Source organism: Mesorhizobium sp. BH1-1-4, assembly GCF_020165665.1.
GTDB lineage: Bacteria > Pseudomonadota > Alphaproteobacteria > Rhizobiales > Rhizobiaceae > Mesorhizobium.
Genome location: NZ_JAIUIN010000014.1, coordinates 41,930 through 58,006, shown reverse-complemented (window position 1 = coordinate 58,006; position 16,077 = coordinate 41,930). Strand labels below are relative to the sequence as shown.

Here is a 16,077-nt window from a genome sequence, read left to right as displayed (position 1 = left end):
GCGCATGAATCGGGGTTTGGGCGGCGGCAGAACGGATCAATCCGTGCGAATGACGATGCTTCTGGAACGGCAGGCACAACTGGAGCACCTGGGCAGCCTTCTGGCTGAGGCGGCGCGCGGCCACGGCCATGTCGCGGCGTTGGTTGGGGAGGCGGGCGCCGGCAAGTCGGCGCTTGTCGAGGCTTTCATCGGCGCGGGCAGCGATGGCACACGAATTTTGCGCAGCGCCTGCGAGGATCTGTCGATTCCCGACCCGCTCGGGCCGCTCTATGATCTCGCCCGCGAGGCGCAATGGGCAATGCCGCAAGCGATCGACGTGCGGCAGGGACAGAAGTTGCCGGTGTTTTCCGATGCGCTCGAAGTCTTCGAGACCAGGACCCAGCCGACGCTTCTGGTAATCGAGGACCTGCACTGGGCCGATGACGCGACGCTCGACTTCGTCCGATTTCTCGGCCGGCGCATCGCCAACACCCACATCCTCCTGCTTTTGACGGCGCGCACCGACCGCAGCGAGGGCCAGATGCGCGTGCGCCGCGCGCTGGGCGAAATTCCGGCCGGCAGCGTTGCGCGCATCGATGTGCCGCTGCTCAGCGAGAGGGCGGTGTTGTCGCTTGCCGCGGCCGCCGGCCGCGACGGCGACGCCATCTACCGGGCAAGTGCCGGCAACGCCTTTTTCGTCACCGAACTGCTGAGCGCCGAAAATGAAACGGCGCTGCCGCTCAGCGTGCGCGAAGCGGTGCTGGCGCGCGCCGAACGCCTGTCGACCGGCGCCCGCGCGATGCTCGATGCGGTCTCGGTGTTTCCAAGGCGCGCCGACGCCTGGGCCCTTACCGGCCTGTGCGGCGTGGCCAGCGCCGGCCAGCTTGCGGAATGCGTCTCCAATGGCCTGCTCGACGATCTCGGCGACGCCTATGCCTTCCGCCACGAGATCGCCCGCCGCGCCATCGAGGCCATGCTGACGACCAGCCACAGACGCGAGTTCAACCAGCGCGCGCTGTCCGCGCTGCGCGAACGGAATGGCATCGCCACGGCGCGGCTGGTCCATCACGCGGTGGAGGCGCACAATCTGGACACGGTGCGCGAACTGGCGCCTGTTGCCGCCCGCGAGGCCTCTCGTGTCGGTGCCCATCGCGACGCCGCGGGTTACTACGAGGTCGCCTTGCGCCAGGCCGACAGCCTGGCCGCGCAAGACCGGGCCGGACTTTACGAGCAATATGCCTTCGAGTGCCATCTGATCGGCCGCATCGACGAGGCGATCAAGGCGCAGGAACACGCAGGGGCCCTGCATCGCGCGCTGGGCGACGTGCTCAGGGAAGGTGACAGCCTCCGGTGGCTATCGCGGTTTTCCTATCTGGTCGGCGACCGGCAGGCCGCCGACCTGTTCGGCGCCCAGGCGGTGACGCTGCTCGAGACGGCGCCAGCCGGGCCGGAACTGGCCATGGCCTATTCCAATCTCTCGCAGCTGGCGATGCTGGCCGAACGGCTCGACGAGACCTTGTCGCTGGGCGCCACGGCGATCAGGCTTGCCGAAGAGTTGGACCGGCCGGACATTGTCTGCCACGCGCTTAACAATGTCGGCGCCGCCGAGCAGTGGGTGGACCCGAACAGCGGGCGGCTGCGTCTTGCCCGCAGCCTTGAAATCGCGCTCGCCCAGAATTTTCAGGAACACGCCGCGCGTGCCTTCACCAACTGCGCCTGCAGCGGCATGAATCAGCTGGACTACAGCCAGGCGCAGTCCTTCCTCGATCGCGGCATCGACTATTGCGTCGAGAACGATCTCGCGACCTGGCGCGACTACATGCGCGGCGTGCGGGCGCAATTGCTGCTGCGTCATGGACGGTGGGACGAAGCGGCCGCCGAGGCGGTTGAAGTCCTCGCCGGCAATCATGCCGCGGCCCTCGTGCGCTATCCGGCCCTCGTGGCGCTGTCGCGGCTAAGGGTCCGTCGCGGCGACCCATCGGCTGAGCTGCTGCTGGCGGAGATGAAGCAGTTCCTGGAAAAGGGAACCGAGCTGCAACGTCTGTTGCCCTACGCGGCGGTGATCGCCGAACAGGCCTGGCTGGGCGACGCGGACAAGGACGAGGCGTTGCGGCTGATCGGCCTTGCCGAGGGCTTGTCGCCGACGCGGGCGGTGTTCGCCGAACTGGCCGGCTGGCGGCAGCTGCTGGCACCCGACATCGATCCGGGCGACGCATCAGGCATGGCCGCGCCCTACCGGATGCTGCTGGCTGGCGACTGGCGTGGGGCGGCCGCGGTCTGGGCGGAACTCGACGCCCCTTACGAACGCGCGCTGGCGCTCGCCCAGGCCGACGAGGCCGCGCAGCGGACGGCGCTGGAGATTCTCGAGGCGCTCGGCGCCCGGCCGGTCGCAAGCCATGTACGCGACATCATGCGGCAAAACGGCGTCATCCATATCGCCCGGGGGCCGCGCCGCACGACGCGTGCCAACAGCGCCGGCCTGACCCAGCGGCAGATGGAGGTGCTGCAGCTGATCGAGCGCGGCCTGTCCAACAAGCGCATTGCCGAGCATCTCGCCATTTCGCCCAAGACCGTCGACCACCATGTCTCGGCGGTGCTTGGCAAGCTCGATGCCGTGTCTCGTGGCGAGGCCACCGCCGCCGCGCGCGACTCAGGGCTGATCTGAGGCGGCTGGCGGTTCGAACGGCCGGGGCCTCAGTCGTAGGTAAGATCCGTCGCCTTGCCGCCGAACACCCGGTAGGCGTAGAACGAATAGAAGATGATCACCGGCAGCACCACCACGGTGCCGACCAGGATGATGGCGAGGCTTTCGGGCGCCGACGCCGCCTGCCAGATGGTCAGTTTGTCGGGCACCACGAACGGGTAGAACGACCAGGCGAGACCGGCAAAGCCAAGCGCGAAGATGGCGGCGAGCGTCAGGAACGGCCGGATCGCATGGCGATCGTCGGGCTTGGGCAGATCGAAGGTCTGCCGCCACAGCCAGAAAAACAGCAGCGCCGACAGGATCGGCAGCGGCGACAGATAGAGCATTTCCGGCCAGACGAACCATTTGGCGAAGATGCGCGGGCTGGCGAAGGGCGTGGCCAGCGACACGGCGGCCATGCCGAGCGCGGTCAGCACCAGGGCCGTGCGCAGCCAGCGCACCGCCTTCTTCTGCAGCTCGCCTTCGGCCTTGTAGATCACCCAGGCAGCGCCCATCGCCGCGTAGGCTGCCGCCAGGCAGAACGCCACCAGCACGCCGAACGCCATGCCGCCCACGCCGACATCGAGGCCGAGCACATAGACGCCCAGCATATAGCCTTGCGCCAGCGAGGCGATGACCGAGCCCAGGAAGAAAATACGATTCCAGCGATGTTTCTTCCCCGCCGGCACCTTGGCGCGGAAGTCGAAGGCGACGCCGCGCAGGATCAGCCCGACCAGAAGCACGAAGACGGGAATGTAGAGTGCGGTGAGGATGAGGCCATGCGCCAGCGGGAAGGCGACCAGCAGCAGGCCGACGGCCAGCACCAGCCAGGTTTCGTTGGCGTCCCAGAACGGGCCGATCGCGGCGATCATCGTGTCCTGTTCGGTGTCTTCTGCCGCCGCGAACAGGATGCCGATGCCGAGGTCGAACCCGTCGAGGATGACATAGATCAGGATGGCGAGGCCCATCAGGCCGGCGAAGATCAGCGGGAGCAGGGTTGACCAGTCGTAGCTCATTTTCTCACTCCTCCGCCGCCGGTTGCGACATCGCTATCTTCATCACGCCCGGCAGCGGCGAGGAATCGCCATCCTTGGCCGCCTTCAGCGCCAGGTGCACCAGCACGCCGAGATAGGCGATCAGCAACAGCACATAGAGCAGGAGGTAGATGGCGAGCGTCAGCGCGACATGGCTGCCGGCCACCGGACCTACGGCGTCGGCGGTTTTCAGCACCCCCGTCACCAGCCAGGGCTGGCGGCCGATCTCGGTCGTGTACCAACCGGCGAGCGTCGCCAGCCAGCCCGACAACGCCATCGGCACCATCAGCATGGCGAGCGGCCTGGGCAGCGAATGCCGGCGCTTGAGGAAGAAGGCCGCCGACCACGACACGGCGAGCATCAAAAGCCCGGTGCCGACCATGATGCGAAAACTCCAGAAGAGCGGAAAGACCGGCGGATGGTTGCCCGGATAATCGTTCAGCCCCGGCACGACACCGTCGGTGCTGTGCCGCAGGATAAGGCTGGCGCCGTCGGGAATGGCGATCTCAAATCTGTTTTCCTTCGCCGCCTCGTCGGGCAGCGCGAACAGCACCAGAGGCACGTTAGGCCCCGTGTTCCAGTTGGCTTCCATGGCCGCGATCTTCTGCGGCTGGTGCTCCAGCGTGTTCAGCCCATGCTGGTCGCCGGCAAGAATCTGGATCGGGATGAGGATGGCGGCGGTGAAGACGCCGGTGCGCAGCGCCTTCCACATCGATTCCGAACGGTCGCCATGGAGGTAGCGCAGCGCCGACAGGCCGGCGATCAGGAACGACACAGTCAGCCCCGAGGCGAGCAGCATGTGCACCAGCCGGTAGGGCATGGACGGGTTGAAGACGATGGCCCACCAGTCGACGGCGTGCGCGACGCCGTCGCGCATCTCGAAGCCGGCCGGGGTCTGCATCCAGGAATTGAGCGCGATGATCCAGAAGGCCGAGAGCGTCGTGCCGCCGGCGACCAGCACCGTCGCCAGCGTGTGGACGCGGTTGGAGACGCGGCGGAAGCCGAACAGCATGATGCCGAGGAAGGCGGCCTCGAGGAAGAAGGCGGTGAGGATCTCATAGGCCAGCAGCGGCCCGGCGATGTTGCCGACATGCTGCATGTAGCCCGGCCAGTTGGTGCCGAACTGGAAGCTCATGGTGACGCCCGAGACGACGCCCATGGCAAAGGACAGCGCGAACACCTTCACCCAGGTGAAATAGGCGCGCATCCAGGCGGAATCATTGGTCGCGTTGTAGCGCAGCTTGAAGAACAGCAGCACCCAGCCAAGCGCAATGGTGATCGTCGGAAACAGGATATGGAACGAAATATTCGCGCCGAACTGCATACGCGACAGAATAAGCGGGTCCATGGCGGGCTCCGGCTGCTTATTATTTCGACGCAATTCCCAAGGGAAAGCGCGCTACACTTTTCCTGGAATTGCTCCAATACTGGCGGAGGATAGGCCCGAAGCGTGGTCAGGTCAAAGCGGCGTCCTGCCGCGAGGCTCAACGCCACAGGACAATTTTACCGGTTGCAGGCGATGCATTTCCAGCCGGCCCCGAGCCTCGATGTCCAGAACTGGCAGCAGGGCATTGACTTGTGGTTGCACTGGCCGACAACAGGCCTATATCAAGTCACCTCTTTCAGGCAGCCGTTTTCAGCCATGCCCTCCATTCTGTCCATTTCCGGGGTCTCCAAGACCTACGCCACCGGCTTCACCGCGCTCAAACAAGTCAATCTCGACATAGAGCGCGGCGAGATCTTCGCGCTGCTCGGCCCCAATGGCGCCGGCAAGACGACGCTGATCTCGATCGTCTGCGGCATCGTCAACCGCTCGTCGGGCACCGTCACCGTCGATGGTCATGACATCAACAGGGACTATCGCGCCGCGCGCAGCCTGATCGGGCTGGTGCCGCAGGAGCTCACCATCGACGCCTTCGAGAGCGTCTGGGCCACCGTCAATTACAGCCGCGGTCTGTTCGGCAAGCCGGCCAATCCGGCCTTTGTCGAAAAGGTGCTGCGCGACCTGTCGCTGTGGGACAAGAAGGACGCCAAGGCCATCACCCTGTCGGGCGGCATGAAGCGGCGGCTGATGATCGCCAAGGCGCTGTCGCACGAGCCGCGCATCCTGTTTCTCGACGAGCCGACCGCCGGCGTCGACGTCGAGTTGCGCCAGGACATGTGGGAAATGGTGCGCCGGCTGCGCGAGGACGGCGTCACCATCATCCTCACCACCCACTATATCGAGGAAGCCGAGGCCATGGCCGACCGCGTCGGCGTCATCAACCGCGGCGAGATCATCCTGGTCGAGGACAAGGCCGAGCTGATGCGCAAGCTCGGCCGCAAGCAGATGACGATGGAGCTGCGCGCGCCGCTCGCCAGCGTGCCCGAAGGGCTTTCGCGCTATGCGCTCGAACTGTCGGTCGACGGCAACCAGCTCACCTACACCTATGACAACCAGAGCGACCGGCCGGGCGTTGCCTCGCTGATCAGGGATCTCGAGGCGGCAGGCGTCCAGTTCCGCGATATCGACACCAAGAACAGCTCGCTCGAGGAGATCTTCGTCAATCTTCTGAGGCAAGAGCCATGAACCTGCGCGCTGTATGGGCGATCTACCGGGTCGAGATGGCGCGTGCGTTCCGCACCGTGCTGCAGAGCATCATCTCACCGGTCATCTCGACATCGCTCTATTTCGTCGTCTTCGGCTCGGCCATCGGCTCGCGCATCACCGAGATCGACGGCATCAGCTACGGCGCCTTCATCGTGCCGGGCCTGATCATGCTGTCGCTCTTGACGCAGTCGATCTCCAACGCGTCCTTCGCCATCTATTTCCCGAAATTCGTCGGCTCGATCTACGAACTCCTGTCGGCGCCGGTCTCCTATCTGGAGATCGTCATCGCCTATGTCGGCGGCGCGGCCACCAAGTCGATCATCCTCGGCCTGATCATCCTGGCCACCGCCTCGCTGTTCGTGCCGCTCCACATTGAACATCCGTTCTGGATGCTCTCCTTCCTGGTCCTGACGGCGGTGACCTTCAGCCTGTTCGGCTTCATCATCGGAATCTGGGCGAAAAGCTTCGAGCAGCTGCAGTTGGTACCGCTGCTGATCATCACCCCGCTGACCTTCCTCGGCGGCAGCTTCTATTCGATCCACATGCTGCCCGGCATCTGGAAGACGATCACGCTGTTCAATCCGGTGGTCTACCTGATCAGCGGCTTCCGCTGGAGCTTCTACGGCAAGGCCGATGTTTCGGTCGGGGTCAGCCTCGGCATGACGCTGGTCTTCCTGGGCGTCTGTATCGCGATCGTCGCCTGGATTTTCAAGACCGGCTACCGGCTGCGCAACTGACGCGGTTGGTCTGGTGTGCGTGGCAGCTTGGCGCATGCATTGTCTTACGCTGCGCTGGTCGACCCCCACTCCGTCTCGGCTTCGCCGAGCCACCTTGCCGGGGCGAGCCACGGGTCTCGCCCGTCCTTCGGACCCCCCGATCGACGGGGTAGAGGAAAGGCGCCAAGCTTTTTGCCGTCAACGCTTTTCCAATGAGGCTCCCTTCCTTTCCCTCCTGCGAAGCAGCGACGGATTGGGGGAGCCACATGGCAATCAAGTGTCGCGCCGATCAGTCACGCAAGTCACGGAAGATATGTACATAGAGCTTACGGAAGTGGGGGCGGAGAACCCAAGTCCTGCAGAGTTCAAATAGCCTTGACCAGCCGCAGCAACCCCAGCATCTCGATATAGGTCCCCTCGCGAAAGGCGATGTAGACGGGCTCCTCGGCGCCGTGGAAGCGGCGCTTGAATGCCGCCTGTCCCTGCAGGTTGAACCTGCGGCGGTTGACCCAGGGCGAATCGTAGGCGCGCTGAAAGGTGTTGCGCCAGAAGTCGCTTTCTGAAAATCCGCTCGGGCCCACGTCGACGAGCGGCGACAGGCCGAGCGTCACCACGGAGATGCCTTCCTCGCGAAACCGGTCGACGGCGTATTTGGTCAGGCCGATCTCGGCATGCGGCGAGGCATCGATATGCTTGCGCTTGAAGGCGGTGGTATAGCCGATCACCTTGCCGCCGGCGAAAAGTGGGTCGAAGTCGAGCAGGGCGATGAGCTCGCCATCGGGGCCATGCAGCACGAAACGGCGCATGTCGGTGCCGAGCTGATCGTTGAAGGGACGATTGAGGAAGCCCATCTCCCAGCGCTTGACGATGCGGTCGCCGCGCCAGTTGTCCGACAGCCGCTTGATCTCGTCGAGATGGACCGTCCGCTTGTCCTCCTCGAACGAAAAGCCTTTCTTCAACAGCCAGCGCTCGGAATAGCGCACGGTCTCGTTGCGCTTTCCGGAAAAATCATGGTCGGGCAGGACAAGCCGGGTGTCGATGCCCAGCCGGTTGACCTTGTAGCCCAGCCCGGCCAGCACGCGCGCGGTCTCCGCGCCGATCTGCACGAACCACGGGCTGCCGGCGGCCTCGACGAAACGCCTGATCATGTCGGGCCGCAGCGCCGGAGCCACCACAGGGTCGCCAAGCGCGAAATGATGCCTCATCTTGGTGCCGAAGGCGATGTAGCCGTTCGCGTCGCCGAAATAGGAAAGCTTTTGCTGCACGGCGGTGGAGTAAGCGAGCGAGAAGTCGCCATGACGGCGCACCAGCGCCAGGCGCTCGACATGCGTCAGCGCCAGGCGCTCGACCTTGGGCGAGGCGCCCTCGAGGATTTTGTCGAAATAGATCCGCAAGGAGGGCATGGTCGAGATTCCGCGTGCCGTCTGCGGCGCCGCATGCCTTGAATAGCAAGCTGGACCGCCGTGGCGCCTTGATTTCTTGCGGGAAGCCGAATGGGTTACGGGTTCGGATTCCTGCGCCGTCAGAAGAGGTCCGCCAGCCCCCGGACCTCGAATCAATCACATTGCCGCGACCTGATTATCGCCGATGCCGCCGATATGCCATATAGGGCTGGATGTATTCGGACAGAAGCGGGAAACCGTCATGTCGTCGTTTTGGCCGCGCTGCCGCCCCGGCTGTTTTCGCCGGGCGCACGGAATCCTCCCGATCGGCATCGCGGCTCGGCGCGGGGCCTGGAAACGGCATCGGGTTGCCGTTCGGACCCTGTGCGCGATCAAACCGTTACAACGGCCTGCGAACCTTTCGGGGTTGCCGCTAGGTGAGTGGGATTCGAGAGTGCATGGCTGATACGACAACCCGGACGATGATGGAGCAGTTGGTGGCGGTCGAGCCGGTGATCGTCATTGGCGCCGGTGCCGCCGGGCTGGCTGTCGCACAGGCTTTGATCAAGGCCGGCGTCGCGACGGTGATCCTGGAGAGGGAAAGCCGGCTGGCCGAACCCTGGCGCCGGCGCCACGAGCAGCTGCACCTCAACACCCATCGCGATCTCTCCGCGCTGCCCGGCCTTGCCTATCCGAAGGGGACCCCCGCCTTTCCGCACCGGGATGTCGTCATCCGCCATATGAACGATTTCCATGAGGCGAACCGCTTGCCGGTGGAGTTTGGCGTTTCCGTCGAGGCCGTCATGTTCAAGGGCGATCACTGGGCCGTGCGCACCAGCGCCGGCTCGCGCCTGGCGCGTCATGTCGTTGTCGCCACCGGCCGCGACAGGGAACCCTTCACGCCGCAGTGGAAGGGCATGCAAGCGTTCGCGGGCCGGATCGTCCATTCGGCGGATTTTGGCGACGCCCAGGCCTATGCGGGCAAGAAGGTGCTGGTTGTCGGCGCCGGCAATTCCGGCTTCGATGCCCTCAATCATCTGTCGGGCATCGATACTTCAGCTGTCTGGCTGTCGGCTCGCAGCGGCCCCGCCCTGTTGCCCAAGCGCATCGGCAAGATCGCCGTGCACCGCCTCTCGCCGCTCATGGCGCGCCTGCCGCCGCGCGTCGCCGACGTCGTGATGGCGGCGACGCAGCGTCTGGTGTTCGGCGATCTGACCAAATTCGGCATGCCGCCCGCGCCTGCCGGCGGCGCCAGCCGTTTGATGTCGGACTACACCGCGATCGCCGCGGACGACGGCGCCGTCGATGCCATCAAATCGGGCAGGATCGTGGTGGTGCCGGGGATACGGGAGTTCACCCGCGATGGCGTCATCCTGGCCGATGGCAGCCTGATCGCTCCCGACATCGTCATTGCCGCGACCGGCTACCGCACCGGGCTGGAGCGCATGGTCGGCAATCTCGGCGTGCTCGACGAGAAGGGCGTTCCGCTCTTCAATGGCGGCCAGGACGATCCGAAACTGCCCGGCCTGTGGTTCACCGGCATGCGGCCGAGCATCCGCGGCTGCTTCGCCAATGCCGCCATTTTGGCCAAGGCGATCGCCAGGCGCATCGCCGGTGCGACCCATCCATCCAGCGCATCACGCTAACAGCATGAATCCGTTTCGACGCGACGTGCTGATCTCGGATGCTACGCCGATTTCGGCTCCAGCCGCCGGAAACCGACAGCCTCCGTCAGCGTCTCCTCGTCGACCATGCCGGCATTGTAGAGGGCAAGCAAGGTGAGCGCCAATTCACGCGCCTCGGCGGATTCGGGGTGGGCTTGCCGTCGGCGGCAGGCCTCGTCGAAGACACGTTGCAAGGTGGCCACCTCGTCGGGTTTGAGCAGGCCACGGTCGTAGATCGACTTGGGCATGGCGATGATCTCCTCATCACGATCTAGGGCGCCCTGTTTAAATTGCCAATCTTTCCCGAGGCTTGAATGCAATACCGCGCAAAAGAAGGGGGCTCCGGCGATCCGGAGCCCCCTCTCGGTTTGTCTTGTCCGATGTCAGATGGCGATCTTGCCGCCGCCCTGCTTGGTGATCGCCACGACCGCCGGCCGCACCGGCATGTCGGGCTTGAAATCGGGCCAACGCGTCGACAGGTCCTCATAGTAGGAGGGCCGGCCAAACGCTTCCCAGTCCTCGCCGCCGTCACCAGGATGCTGGACGGCGACGAAGGCGGTCTGATCGTCCGGCGTAAACAGCGGGCCGCACATCTCGGCGCCGATCGGCACGCGGAAGAACAGTTTCGAGGTCGCCCGCGCTGATCCTTCCGTGTCCACCGCCCACAGGCCATCGGTGCGGCCGGTGGCCTTCGGACCCTGGCCGTCGGTGGCGACCCACAGGCGGCCGGCCGAATCGACCGCGCAATTGTCGGGCATGCCGAACCAGCCATGGGCCGTCGTCGCGGTGGAGAAGGTGGCGCCGACATCGGCCACCGAGGGATCGCCACATTTCAGCAGCACTTCCCACTTGCCCTTGGCAGCGGCGAAATCACCGCCGTCCTCCGATATTTCGATAATGTGGCCGAAGGCGTTTTCGGCGCGCGGATTGGCGGCGTCGACCTGGTCGGCCTTGCGCTTGGAATTGTTGGTCAGCATGACATAGACCTTGCCGTTGACGCCATTGGGCTGGATGTCCTCGGGCCGGTCCATCTTGGTGGCGCCGAGCAGGTCGGCGGCGCGGCGTGTCTCGATCAGCACGTCGGCCTGGCCGGCAAAGCCGTTTTCCGCCGTCAGCGGACCCTGGCCGAACACGATCGGCAGCCATTCGACCGAACCGTCCTCGGCGAATTTGGCGACATGCAACGTGCCGTCGTCGAGCAGGTCCTTGTTGGCGGCAGGGTCGTTGGCGTCGAATGTGCCCTTGGTGACGAATTTGTAGACATAGTCGAAGCGCTCGTCGTCGCCGAGATAGAAGACGACGCGGCCGTCCTTGGCGACGATCGATTCGGCGCCCTCATGCTTGAAGCGGCCCATGGCGGTGCGCTTGCGCGGCACCGAATTCGGATCGGTGACGTCGACCTCGACGATCCAGCCGAAGCGGTTGGCCTCGTTCGGCTCCTTGGCGAGGTTGAAGCGGTCGTAATGCGCGCCCCATTCATAAGCGCCTTCCGGGATGCCGAGGCGCTTGTAGTTGGCGGCTTCCTTGTGGCCTTCCGGCAGTTCGCCGGAGAAGTAGCCGTGAATATTCTCCTCGGACATCACATAGGTGCCCCAGGGCGTGACGCCGCCGGCGCAATTGTTGATGGTGCCGAACACCTTGGCGCCGGACGGGTCGGCATTGGTCTTGACGCGGTCATGGCCGGCGACCGGGCCCGACAGCGCCATTTCGGTGTTGGCGGTGATGCGGCGGTTGAGCTTGCCGTCGCGCACCACCTGCCACTTGCCGCCATCCTTGCGGATCTCGACGATGGTGCCGCCATGCGCGGCCATCTCGACATCGACCTGCTCCTTCGAGAGCGGCGCCACCTCGGCCGACTTCTTGCCGTCCTTCTCGACGATCTTGACGATGCCCGGGAACATCAGATGCGGGTTGGTGTATTCGTGGTTGACCACCAGCAGGCCATGTTCGGCCGAACCGTCGAGCGGAATGTAGCCGACATAGTCGTTGTTGTAGCCGAACTGCCTGGCCTGGGCCTGTGCCGACTGCTTCGTCGGATCGAAGTCCGGCGAATCGGCGAACAGCGGATCGCCCCAGCGCAACAGAACGTCGGCGTCGTAGCCCGGCGCGACATGGTGCTTGTCGTCGATGCCGGCTTCCAGTTCGTCGAATTTGAAGGCGGAGCCTTCCGCGGCGCGGGCATCGTCGGCGGCGATCAGGGCCAGCGGGCTGACGGTGGCGGCGATCGCCGAGACGGCGAGCGACCCCTTGAGGAAGCCACGGCGCGAAAACCGCCCGGCGATGATCTCGCCCATCGTGCGGTTTTCGCTGGGATTGTTGGCCGGTCCCTCGTTTTCCTCGAGCAGGCTGGTGCGGAATCGGACGTCGGGGGAGCGATGTTCGGTCATGGGAGCCTCTGGCTTGGATTTGGCTGGAGCTTGTTGCCTTTTCAACCGCCTTATAGCGTGCTGATCACATTTTCGTGACATCGTATCCCCGCCATCGCTCCCTCACGACACCGCTTTTTCACGACCGGCATGGGACTTTGGTCCAATCTTGCGCCTGCAAAGGTCTTGGAAGACAAACGCAACGGTCGGAGGTCGCTTCCGGTCACCATTTGTTTCGGCGATGTTGGTCGCACTGCGACGTTGGGGTGGGCGCGCCGGCTCAATCGACGGAGATCAGGATGCACGGATCGATAAACGCCCGTTGTTGCCGGCTGGCTTTCGGCTCGGCGGCTCTGCTGGTGCTGACCATCGCTCCCTATGGAATTGCCTTTCATGGCTTCGTTCCCGGACTCGAGGCCGCGACCGCGCTTGCCGGTAAGGGCGGCGGCGGTGGTGGTGGGAATGGCGGCGGCAACGGTGGCGGCGGCGGGAATAGTGGCGGCGGAAACGGCGGCAATAGCGGCGGTGGGAACAGCAGCGGCGGAAACGGCAACAGCGGCAGCGGAAATAACAGTGGCAACGGAAACGGCGGCGGCAACAACGGCAACGGCAACGGCAACGGCGCTGATAACGGTGGCGGCAATTCGGGGGCCGGCAAGGGCCAGGGTGCGAAGAGCAGCCATGTCAACGCCACGACCGGCGACAAGGTCGACGTGGACGGCAACAAGATTACGGTTCAGCACCCCGATGGCTTGACGGAGAAGATAGAGAACGGCCGTTTCAGCATGAAGGACAAGCTCGGCCGCACGATCATCGATCGCCGTGCCACACCGGCCGATGCAAGCCGCCTCAAGGCTCTGTGAATCCAGGCAGCGCGAATCTGGGCTCTGTGAATCTCGGCCCCGTGAATTTCGGCCTTGTGAAACTGGTCAACAGGCAACGACCAGTTTCACACGTCACCTCCGCCGCCCCCCGGCGGAGGTGACCTCGTTTTGCGCGGCATTCCAGTGCCGCGATATGTAACCGTCTTCGCGGGAAAAGCGCGCGGCGAGCGGGCCGGCTGTTCCATTGAACGCCGACCCATCTACGGGCGATCCCTCTCGCGGTCGCGAAACTCGCGCATCATCAGGGCCGCTTCGGTGCGGTTCCGCACGTTGAGTTTCGACAGCACCCCCGTCATGTGATGCTTGACGGTCTTCTCCTGCAGCTCCAGGCGCAAGGCCACTTCCTTGTTGCTGAGCCCCTCCGCCACCAGCCGCAGGATTTCGGTCTGTCGACCGGTGAGTTGCCGCAGCCGGTCCGCCATGCCGTTGGCGGGCTGGAGGGACTGAACATCGGAAAGCAGCCGGGCCGATAGTGTCGGCGAAAGATAGCTTTCACCGGCCGCCACGTTGCGCAGGATATCGGCAAGCGCGCGCGACCCGACGCCTTTGAGGATGTAGCCGTGCACCCCCGCGTTCAGGGCCTTGGTGACGTCGGAATTGGCCTCCGACACGGTCAGCATGACGATTTTCTGGGCGGGGTGGTCGGCAAGGATGTTCGCGACCGCGGGCAGGCCGCCGCCCGGCATGGAAATATCGAGCAGCAAGATGTCGGGCTGCACGGTCGAGGCGATGCGTTCCGCGTCCTGCGCGGTAGCCCCTTCCCCGACCACCTCGAAGCCTCCGATCTCCGACAGGCTGCGTGTCACACCCTCGCGGAAGAGAGGATGGTCGTCGACAATGGCGATACGGATGGCGCCCATCATGCTTGCTCCTCGACCGAAAGACGGATCACCAGTTTCGTGCCCTTCGGCCCCGTCAGGGTTTCGAACTGTCCGCCAATGCTTTCAACCCGCTCTCTCAGGCCGGCGAGCCCCAATCCTTCGGCCCGCGCCGGATCGAAACCCGGCCCGCCATCCGACACTTCGACGAAAAGCCTGCCGTTTTTCATGCCCGCGCGCACCGCCTGATCCTTGCCCCGCCCGTGGCGGTAGGCATTGTTCAGCCCCTCCTGCACGAAGCGATAGATGCTGATCTTCTCAGAAGCGCCGGGCTCGGGCAAATGCGCGGGCTGCGTGAGCCTCACCGCCGTGCCCGTCCGGCGCTCATGTTCCTCGACGGCCAGCCGCAACACGTCCGCCACCGCCGCCGTTTCTATCTGCGGCAGGACCAGGCCGGTGCAGATGCCGCGTATTTCGCGCATCGCGTCCTCCAGCGTCTTGCGGATCATCGCGACCTCGGTCGAGCGGCCCTCGCTGGCAAGGCCGTCGCCGGTAAACACGGGACTGTCCATGCGCAGCGCCGCCAGGGCCACGAGCTGGGCCGGGCCGTCATGCAGGTCGGCGCCGATCCGGCGCAGATATCTTTCGTTGAGCGCGGTGGCGCGGCGTGACGCCCGCTGCACGCGGTGCCGCAGGGCGCTGTTCTGCGTCACCAGGTCCTGCAGCTCCGACACCTGGCGGCGCAGCGCCCCGCGCTGGTCGTCGATGGTGCGGCTGCCGCGCAGGACGATGCCTGACAGGAGCAGGAATGCCATCAAGGTGGTGCCGGCCACGACCAGCCAGCTCGACAGCAGCGCCGATGCCAGCGTGGCCTTGAAATCGCTGGCGACCTCATAGAATTCGGTGACGGCGACCACATCGCCGGACCAGGGTTCGCGCACGGGGTTGTAGATCTCCAGCAACGGCACGCCCGAGGACCGCTCCTTCTCTTCGTTCTCGTCGAACGTATCGAACTGGGCGGTAACGTTGCCCTGGAAGGCGGAACGCAGATTGTCGGTCACCTCGAAGCGCCGGCCTATCAAGGCCGCGTCTTTCGAATAGAGTACGGTGCCGTCGCGGCGCCAGAGCCTGAACGACACCAGGCGTTTGCCGAGCGCGCCCTGGCCGAGCGTCTCGTCGAGCGCCTGCTTGACGGACTCGCTGAGCTCCTCGTTCTTGCGCAGGTCGGGCAACAACGGCGCGATCACGCTGTCGACGTAGAGCGCCGTCGTGGCGGCCGAATTGCGGGTGACCCCCTCCCGGATCTGCGTCGTCACCCAGGCGCCCACCACCAGCATGACGACCAGCAAGCCGAACCCGCCGGCAACGACGAACTGCAAGGCGAGGGAAAGCTCGCTCCAGCGCCGCGCCAAGTTCTGAAGAATACGAATCATGAGCCCCTGATCGCCCTTTTATCGACAGGCTGGGCGATTTTCACCACATTGAGCCTCAGCCCCGCCGTTGCCAAGACCCTCGTTAGCACGAGGCCGCCATGGGCATGACATCGCTTGACGGACCGGCATGCTTCGGGAACAAGGTCCGCCACGCACGCGGCCAGAGCCGCTTCGAGGGGGACGGACGTTGAGTTTTTCGGGATTGCTGCAGCTTGGCTTTTCGACGGTGATCTTCCTGCTGGCGGCGACCGCCGCCAAGCAATGGGGGCTGGCGCCCAGCCTGGGCAAGATCCTGCTGACGCTGGCACTCTATTCGCTGGGCAATCTGATCATGCTGCGGCTGATCCGCGAGTTCGGCATGTCGGTATCTTTCAGCCTCTCGGCGGTGATCCAGCTGGTCTCGGTCAACGTCGTCGCACTGGTGTTCTTCGGCGAGCGCGTCAACGCGCTGCAGGCGGCCGGCATCGTGCTGGCGATCGCCGCCGTGGCGCTGATCACGCTTGGCCCCTATCTGCAAGGGCGATGACA

The 16,077-nt window shown here is 64.9% G+C and carries 13 protein-coding genes; 6 read left to right on the top strand and 7 right to left on the bottom strand.

Translation table 11 applies throughout. The features are described from left to right. The first annotated feature begins 55 nt into the window (after positions 1-55). Complete coding sequence (locus LB569_RS21755) at positions 56-2,644, top strand: ATP-binding protein (protein ID WP_224694081.1); 2,589 nt, start codon at positions 56-58, stop codon at positions 2,642-2,644. Positions 2,645-2,673: 29 nt separating this feature from the next. Here LB569_RS21755 and LB569_RS21750 read toward each other — a convergent pair whose 3' ends face one another. Continuing rightward, positions 2,674-3,678 carry a cytochrome d ubiquinol oxidase subunit II gene (locus LB569_RS21750; RefSeq protein WP_224694032.1) on the bottom strand — a complete coding sequence of 335 codons (1,005 nt, stop codon included), beginning with the start codon at positions 3,676-3,678 and terminating at the stop codon, positions 2,674-2,676. A gap of 4 nt (positions 3,679-3,682) precedes the next feature. Beyond that, on the bottom strand, positions 3,683-5,044 hold the full coding sequence (locus LB569_RS21745) for a cytochrome ubiquinol oxidase subunit I (protein ID WP_224694031.1): 1,362 nt from the start codon (positions 5,042-5,044) through the stop codon (positions 3,683-3,685). A gap of 294 nt (positions 5,045-5,338) precedes the next feature. Here LB569_RS21745 and LB569_RS21740 point away from each other — a divergent pair, with 294 nt between their 5' ends. Continuing rightward, complete coding sequence (locus LB569_RS21740) at positions 5,339-6,265, top strand: ABC transporter ATP-binding protein (protein WP_224694030.1); 927 nt, start codon at positions 5,339-5,341, stop codon at positions 6,263-6,265. Continuing rightward, positions 6,262-7,023 (top strand): ABC transporter permease, encoded by a 762-nt coding sequence (locus LB569_RS21735; protein ID WP_140703560.1) that lies wholly within the window; start codon positions 6,262-6,264, stop codon positions 7,021-7,023. The genes LB569_RS21740 and LB569_RS21735 overlap by 4 nt, the downstream gene beginning before the upstream one ends. Before the next feature lie 344 nt (positions 7,024-7,367). Here LB569_RS21735 and LB569_RS21730 read toward each other — a convergent pair whose 3' ends face one another. Further along, positions 7,368-8,405 carry a phosphatidylglycerol lysyltransferase domain-containing protein gene (locus LB569_RS21730; RefSeq protein WP_224694029.1) on the bottom strand — a complete coding sequence of 346 codons (1,038 nt, stop codon included), beginning with the start codon at positions 8,403-8,405 and terminating at the stop codon, positions 7,368-7,370. 437 nt (positions 8,406-8,842) lie between these two features. On the opposite strand from LB569_RS21730, the gene LB569_RS21725 reads away from it, so the two are divergent. Then, complete coding sequence (locus LB569_RS21725) at positions 8,843-10,030, top strand: flavin-containing monooxygenase (protein WP_224694028.1); 1,188 nt, start codon at positions 8,843-8,845, stop codon at positions 10,028-10,030. 41 nt (positions 10,031-10,071) lie between these two features. On the opposite strand, the gene LB569_RS21720 is transcribed toward LB569_RS21725, so the two are convergent. Then, positions 10,072-10,296 (bottom strand): hypothetical protein, encoded by a 225-nt coding sequence (locus LB569_RS21720; protein ID WP_140703554.1) that lies wholly within the window; start codon positions 10,294-10,296, stop codon positions 10,072-10,074. 135 nt (positions 10,297-10,431) lie between these two features. Beyond that, a complete protein-coding gene (locus tag LB569_RS21715) occupies positions 10,432-12,435 on the bottom strand; it encodes a PhoX family protein (protein WP_224694027.1) in 2,004 nt (667 codons plus the stop codon). A gap of 278 nt (positions 12,436-12,713) precedes the next feature. On the opposite strand from LB569_RS21715, the gene LB569_RS21710 reads away from it, so the two are divergent. Next, positions 12,714-13,277, top strand: a complete 564-nt coding sequence (locus LB569_RS21710; protein ID WP_224694026.1) for a hypothetical protein — start codon at positions 12,714-12,716, stop codon at positions 13,275-13,277. Positions 13,278-13,498: 221 nt separating this feature from the next. Here LB569_RS21710 and LB569_RS21705 read toward each other — a convergent pair whose 3' ends face one another. Together LB569_RS21705 and LB569_RS21700 are read right to left on the bottom strand one after the other, a co-directional pair. Then, the gene (locus LB569_RS21705) at positions 13,499-14,161 is read right to left on the bottom strand and encodes a response regulator (RefSeq protein WP_140703550.1); all 663 of its coding nucleotides are present in this window, start codon (positions 14,159-14,161) and stop codon (positions 13,499-13,501) included. After that, entirely contained in the window at positions 14,158-15,549 is a 1,392-nt protein-coding gene (locus tag LB569_RS21700; RefSeq protein ID WP_140703548.1) for a sensor histidine kinase, read from the bottom strand. The genes LB569_RS21705 and LB569_RS21700 overlap by 4 nt, the downstream gene beginning before the upstream one ends. A 187-nt stretch (positions 15,550-15,736) precedes the next feature. Here LB569_RS21700 and LB569_RS21695 point away from each other — a divergent pair, with 187 nt between their 5' ends. Beyond that, on the top strand, positions 15,737-16,075 hold the full coding sequence (locus LB569_RS21695; RefSeq protein ID WP_140771065.1) for a hypothetical protein: 339 nt from the start codon (positions 15,737-15,739) through the stop codon (positions 16,073-16,075). Positions 16,076-16,077 lie beyond the last annotated feature (2 nt).

Excerpts from the sequence above, each read along its gene's own strand:
- LB569_RS21755 (WP_224694081.1), top strand. The coding sequence starts at position 56 with ATGCTTCTGGAACGGCAGGCACAACTGGAGCACCTGGGCAGCCTTCTG.
- LB569_RS21750 (WP_224694032.1), bottom strand. The coding sequence starts at position 3,678 with ATGAGCTACGACTGGTCAACCCTGCTCCCGCTGATCTTCGCCGGCCTG.
- LB569_RS21745 (WP_224694031.1), bottom strand. The coding sequence starts at position 5,044 with ATGGACCCGCTTATTCTGTCGCGTATGCAGTTCGGCGCGAATATTTCG.
- LB569_RS21740 (WP_224694030.1), top strand. The coding sequence starts at position 5,339 with ATGCCCTCCATTCTGTCCATTTCCGGGGTCTCCAAGACCTACGCCACC.
- LB569_RS21735 (WP_140703560.1), top strand. The coding sequence starts at position 6,262 with ATGAACCTGCGCGCTGTATGGGCGATCTACCGGGTCGAGATGGCGCGT.
- LB569_RS21730 (WP_224694029.1), bottom strand. The coding sequence starts at position 8,405 with ATGCCCTCCTTGCGGATCTATTTCGACAAAATCCTCGAGGGCGCCTCG.
- LB569_RS21725 (WP_224694028.1), top strand. The coding sequence starts at position 8,843 with ATGGCTGATACGACAACCCGGACGATGATGGAGCAGTTGGTGGCGGTC.
- LB569_RS21720 (WP_140703554.1), bottom strand. The coding sequence starts at position 10,296 with ATGCCCAAGTCGATCTACGACCGTGGCCTGCTCAAACCCGACGAGGTG.
- LB569_RS21715 (WP_224694027.1), bottom strand. The coding sequence starts at position 12,435 with ATGACCGAACATCGCTCCCCCGACGTCCGATTCCGCACCAGCCTGCTC.
- LB569_RS21710 (WP_224694026.1), top strand. The coding sequence starts at position 12,714 with ATGCACGGATCGATAAACGCCCGTTGTTGCCGGCTGGCTTTCGGCTCG.
- LB569_RS21705 (WP_140703550.1), bottom strand. The coding sequence starts at position 14,161 with ATGATGGGCGCCATCCGTATCGCCATTGTCGACGACCATCCTCTCTTC.
- LB569_RS21700 (WP_140703548.1), bottom strand. The coding sequence starts at position 15,549 with ATGATTCGTATTCTTCAGAACTTGGCGCGGCGCTGGAGCGAGCTTTCC.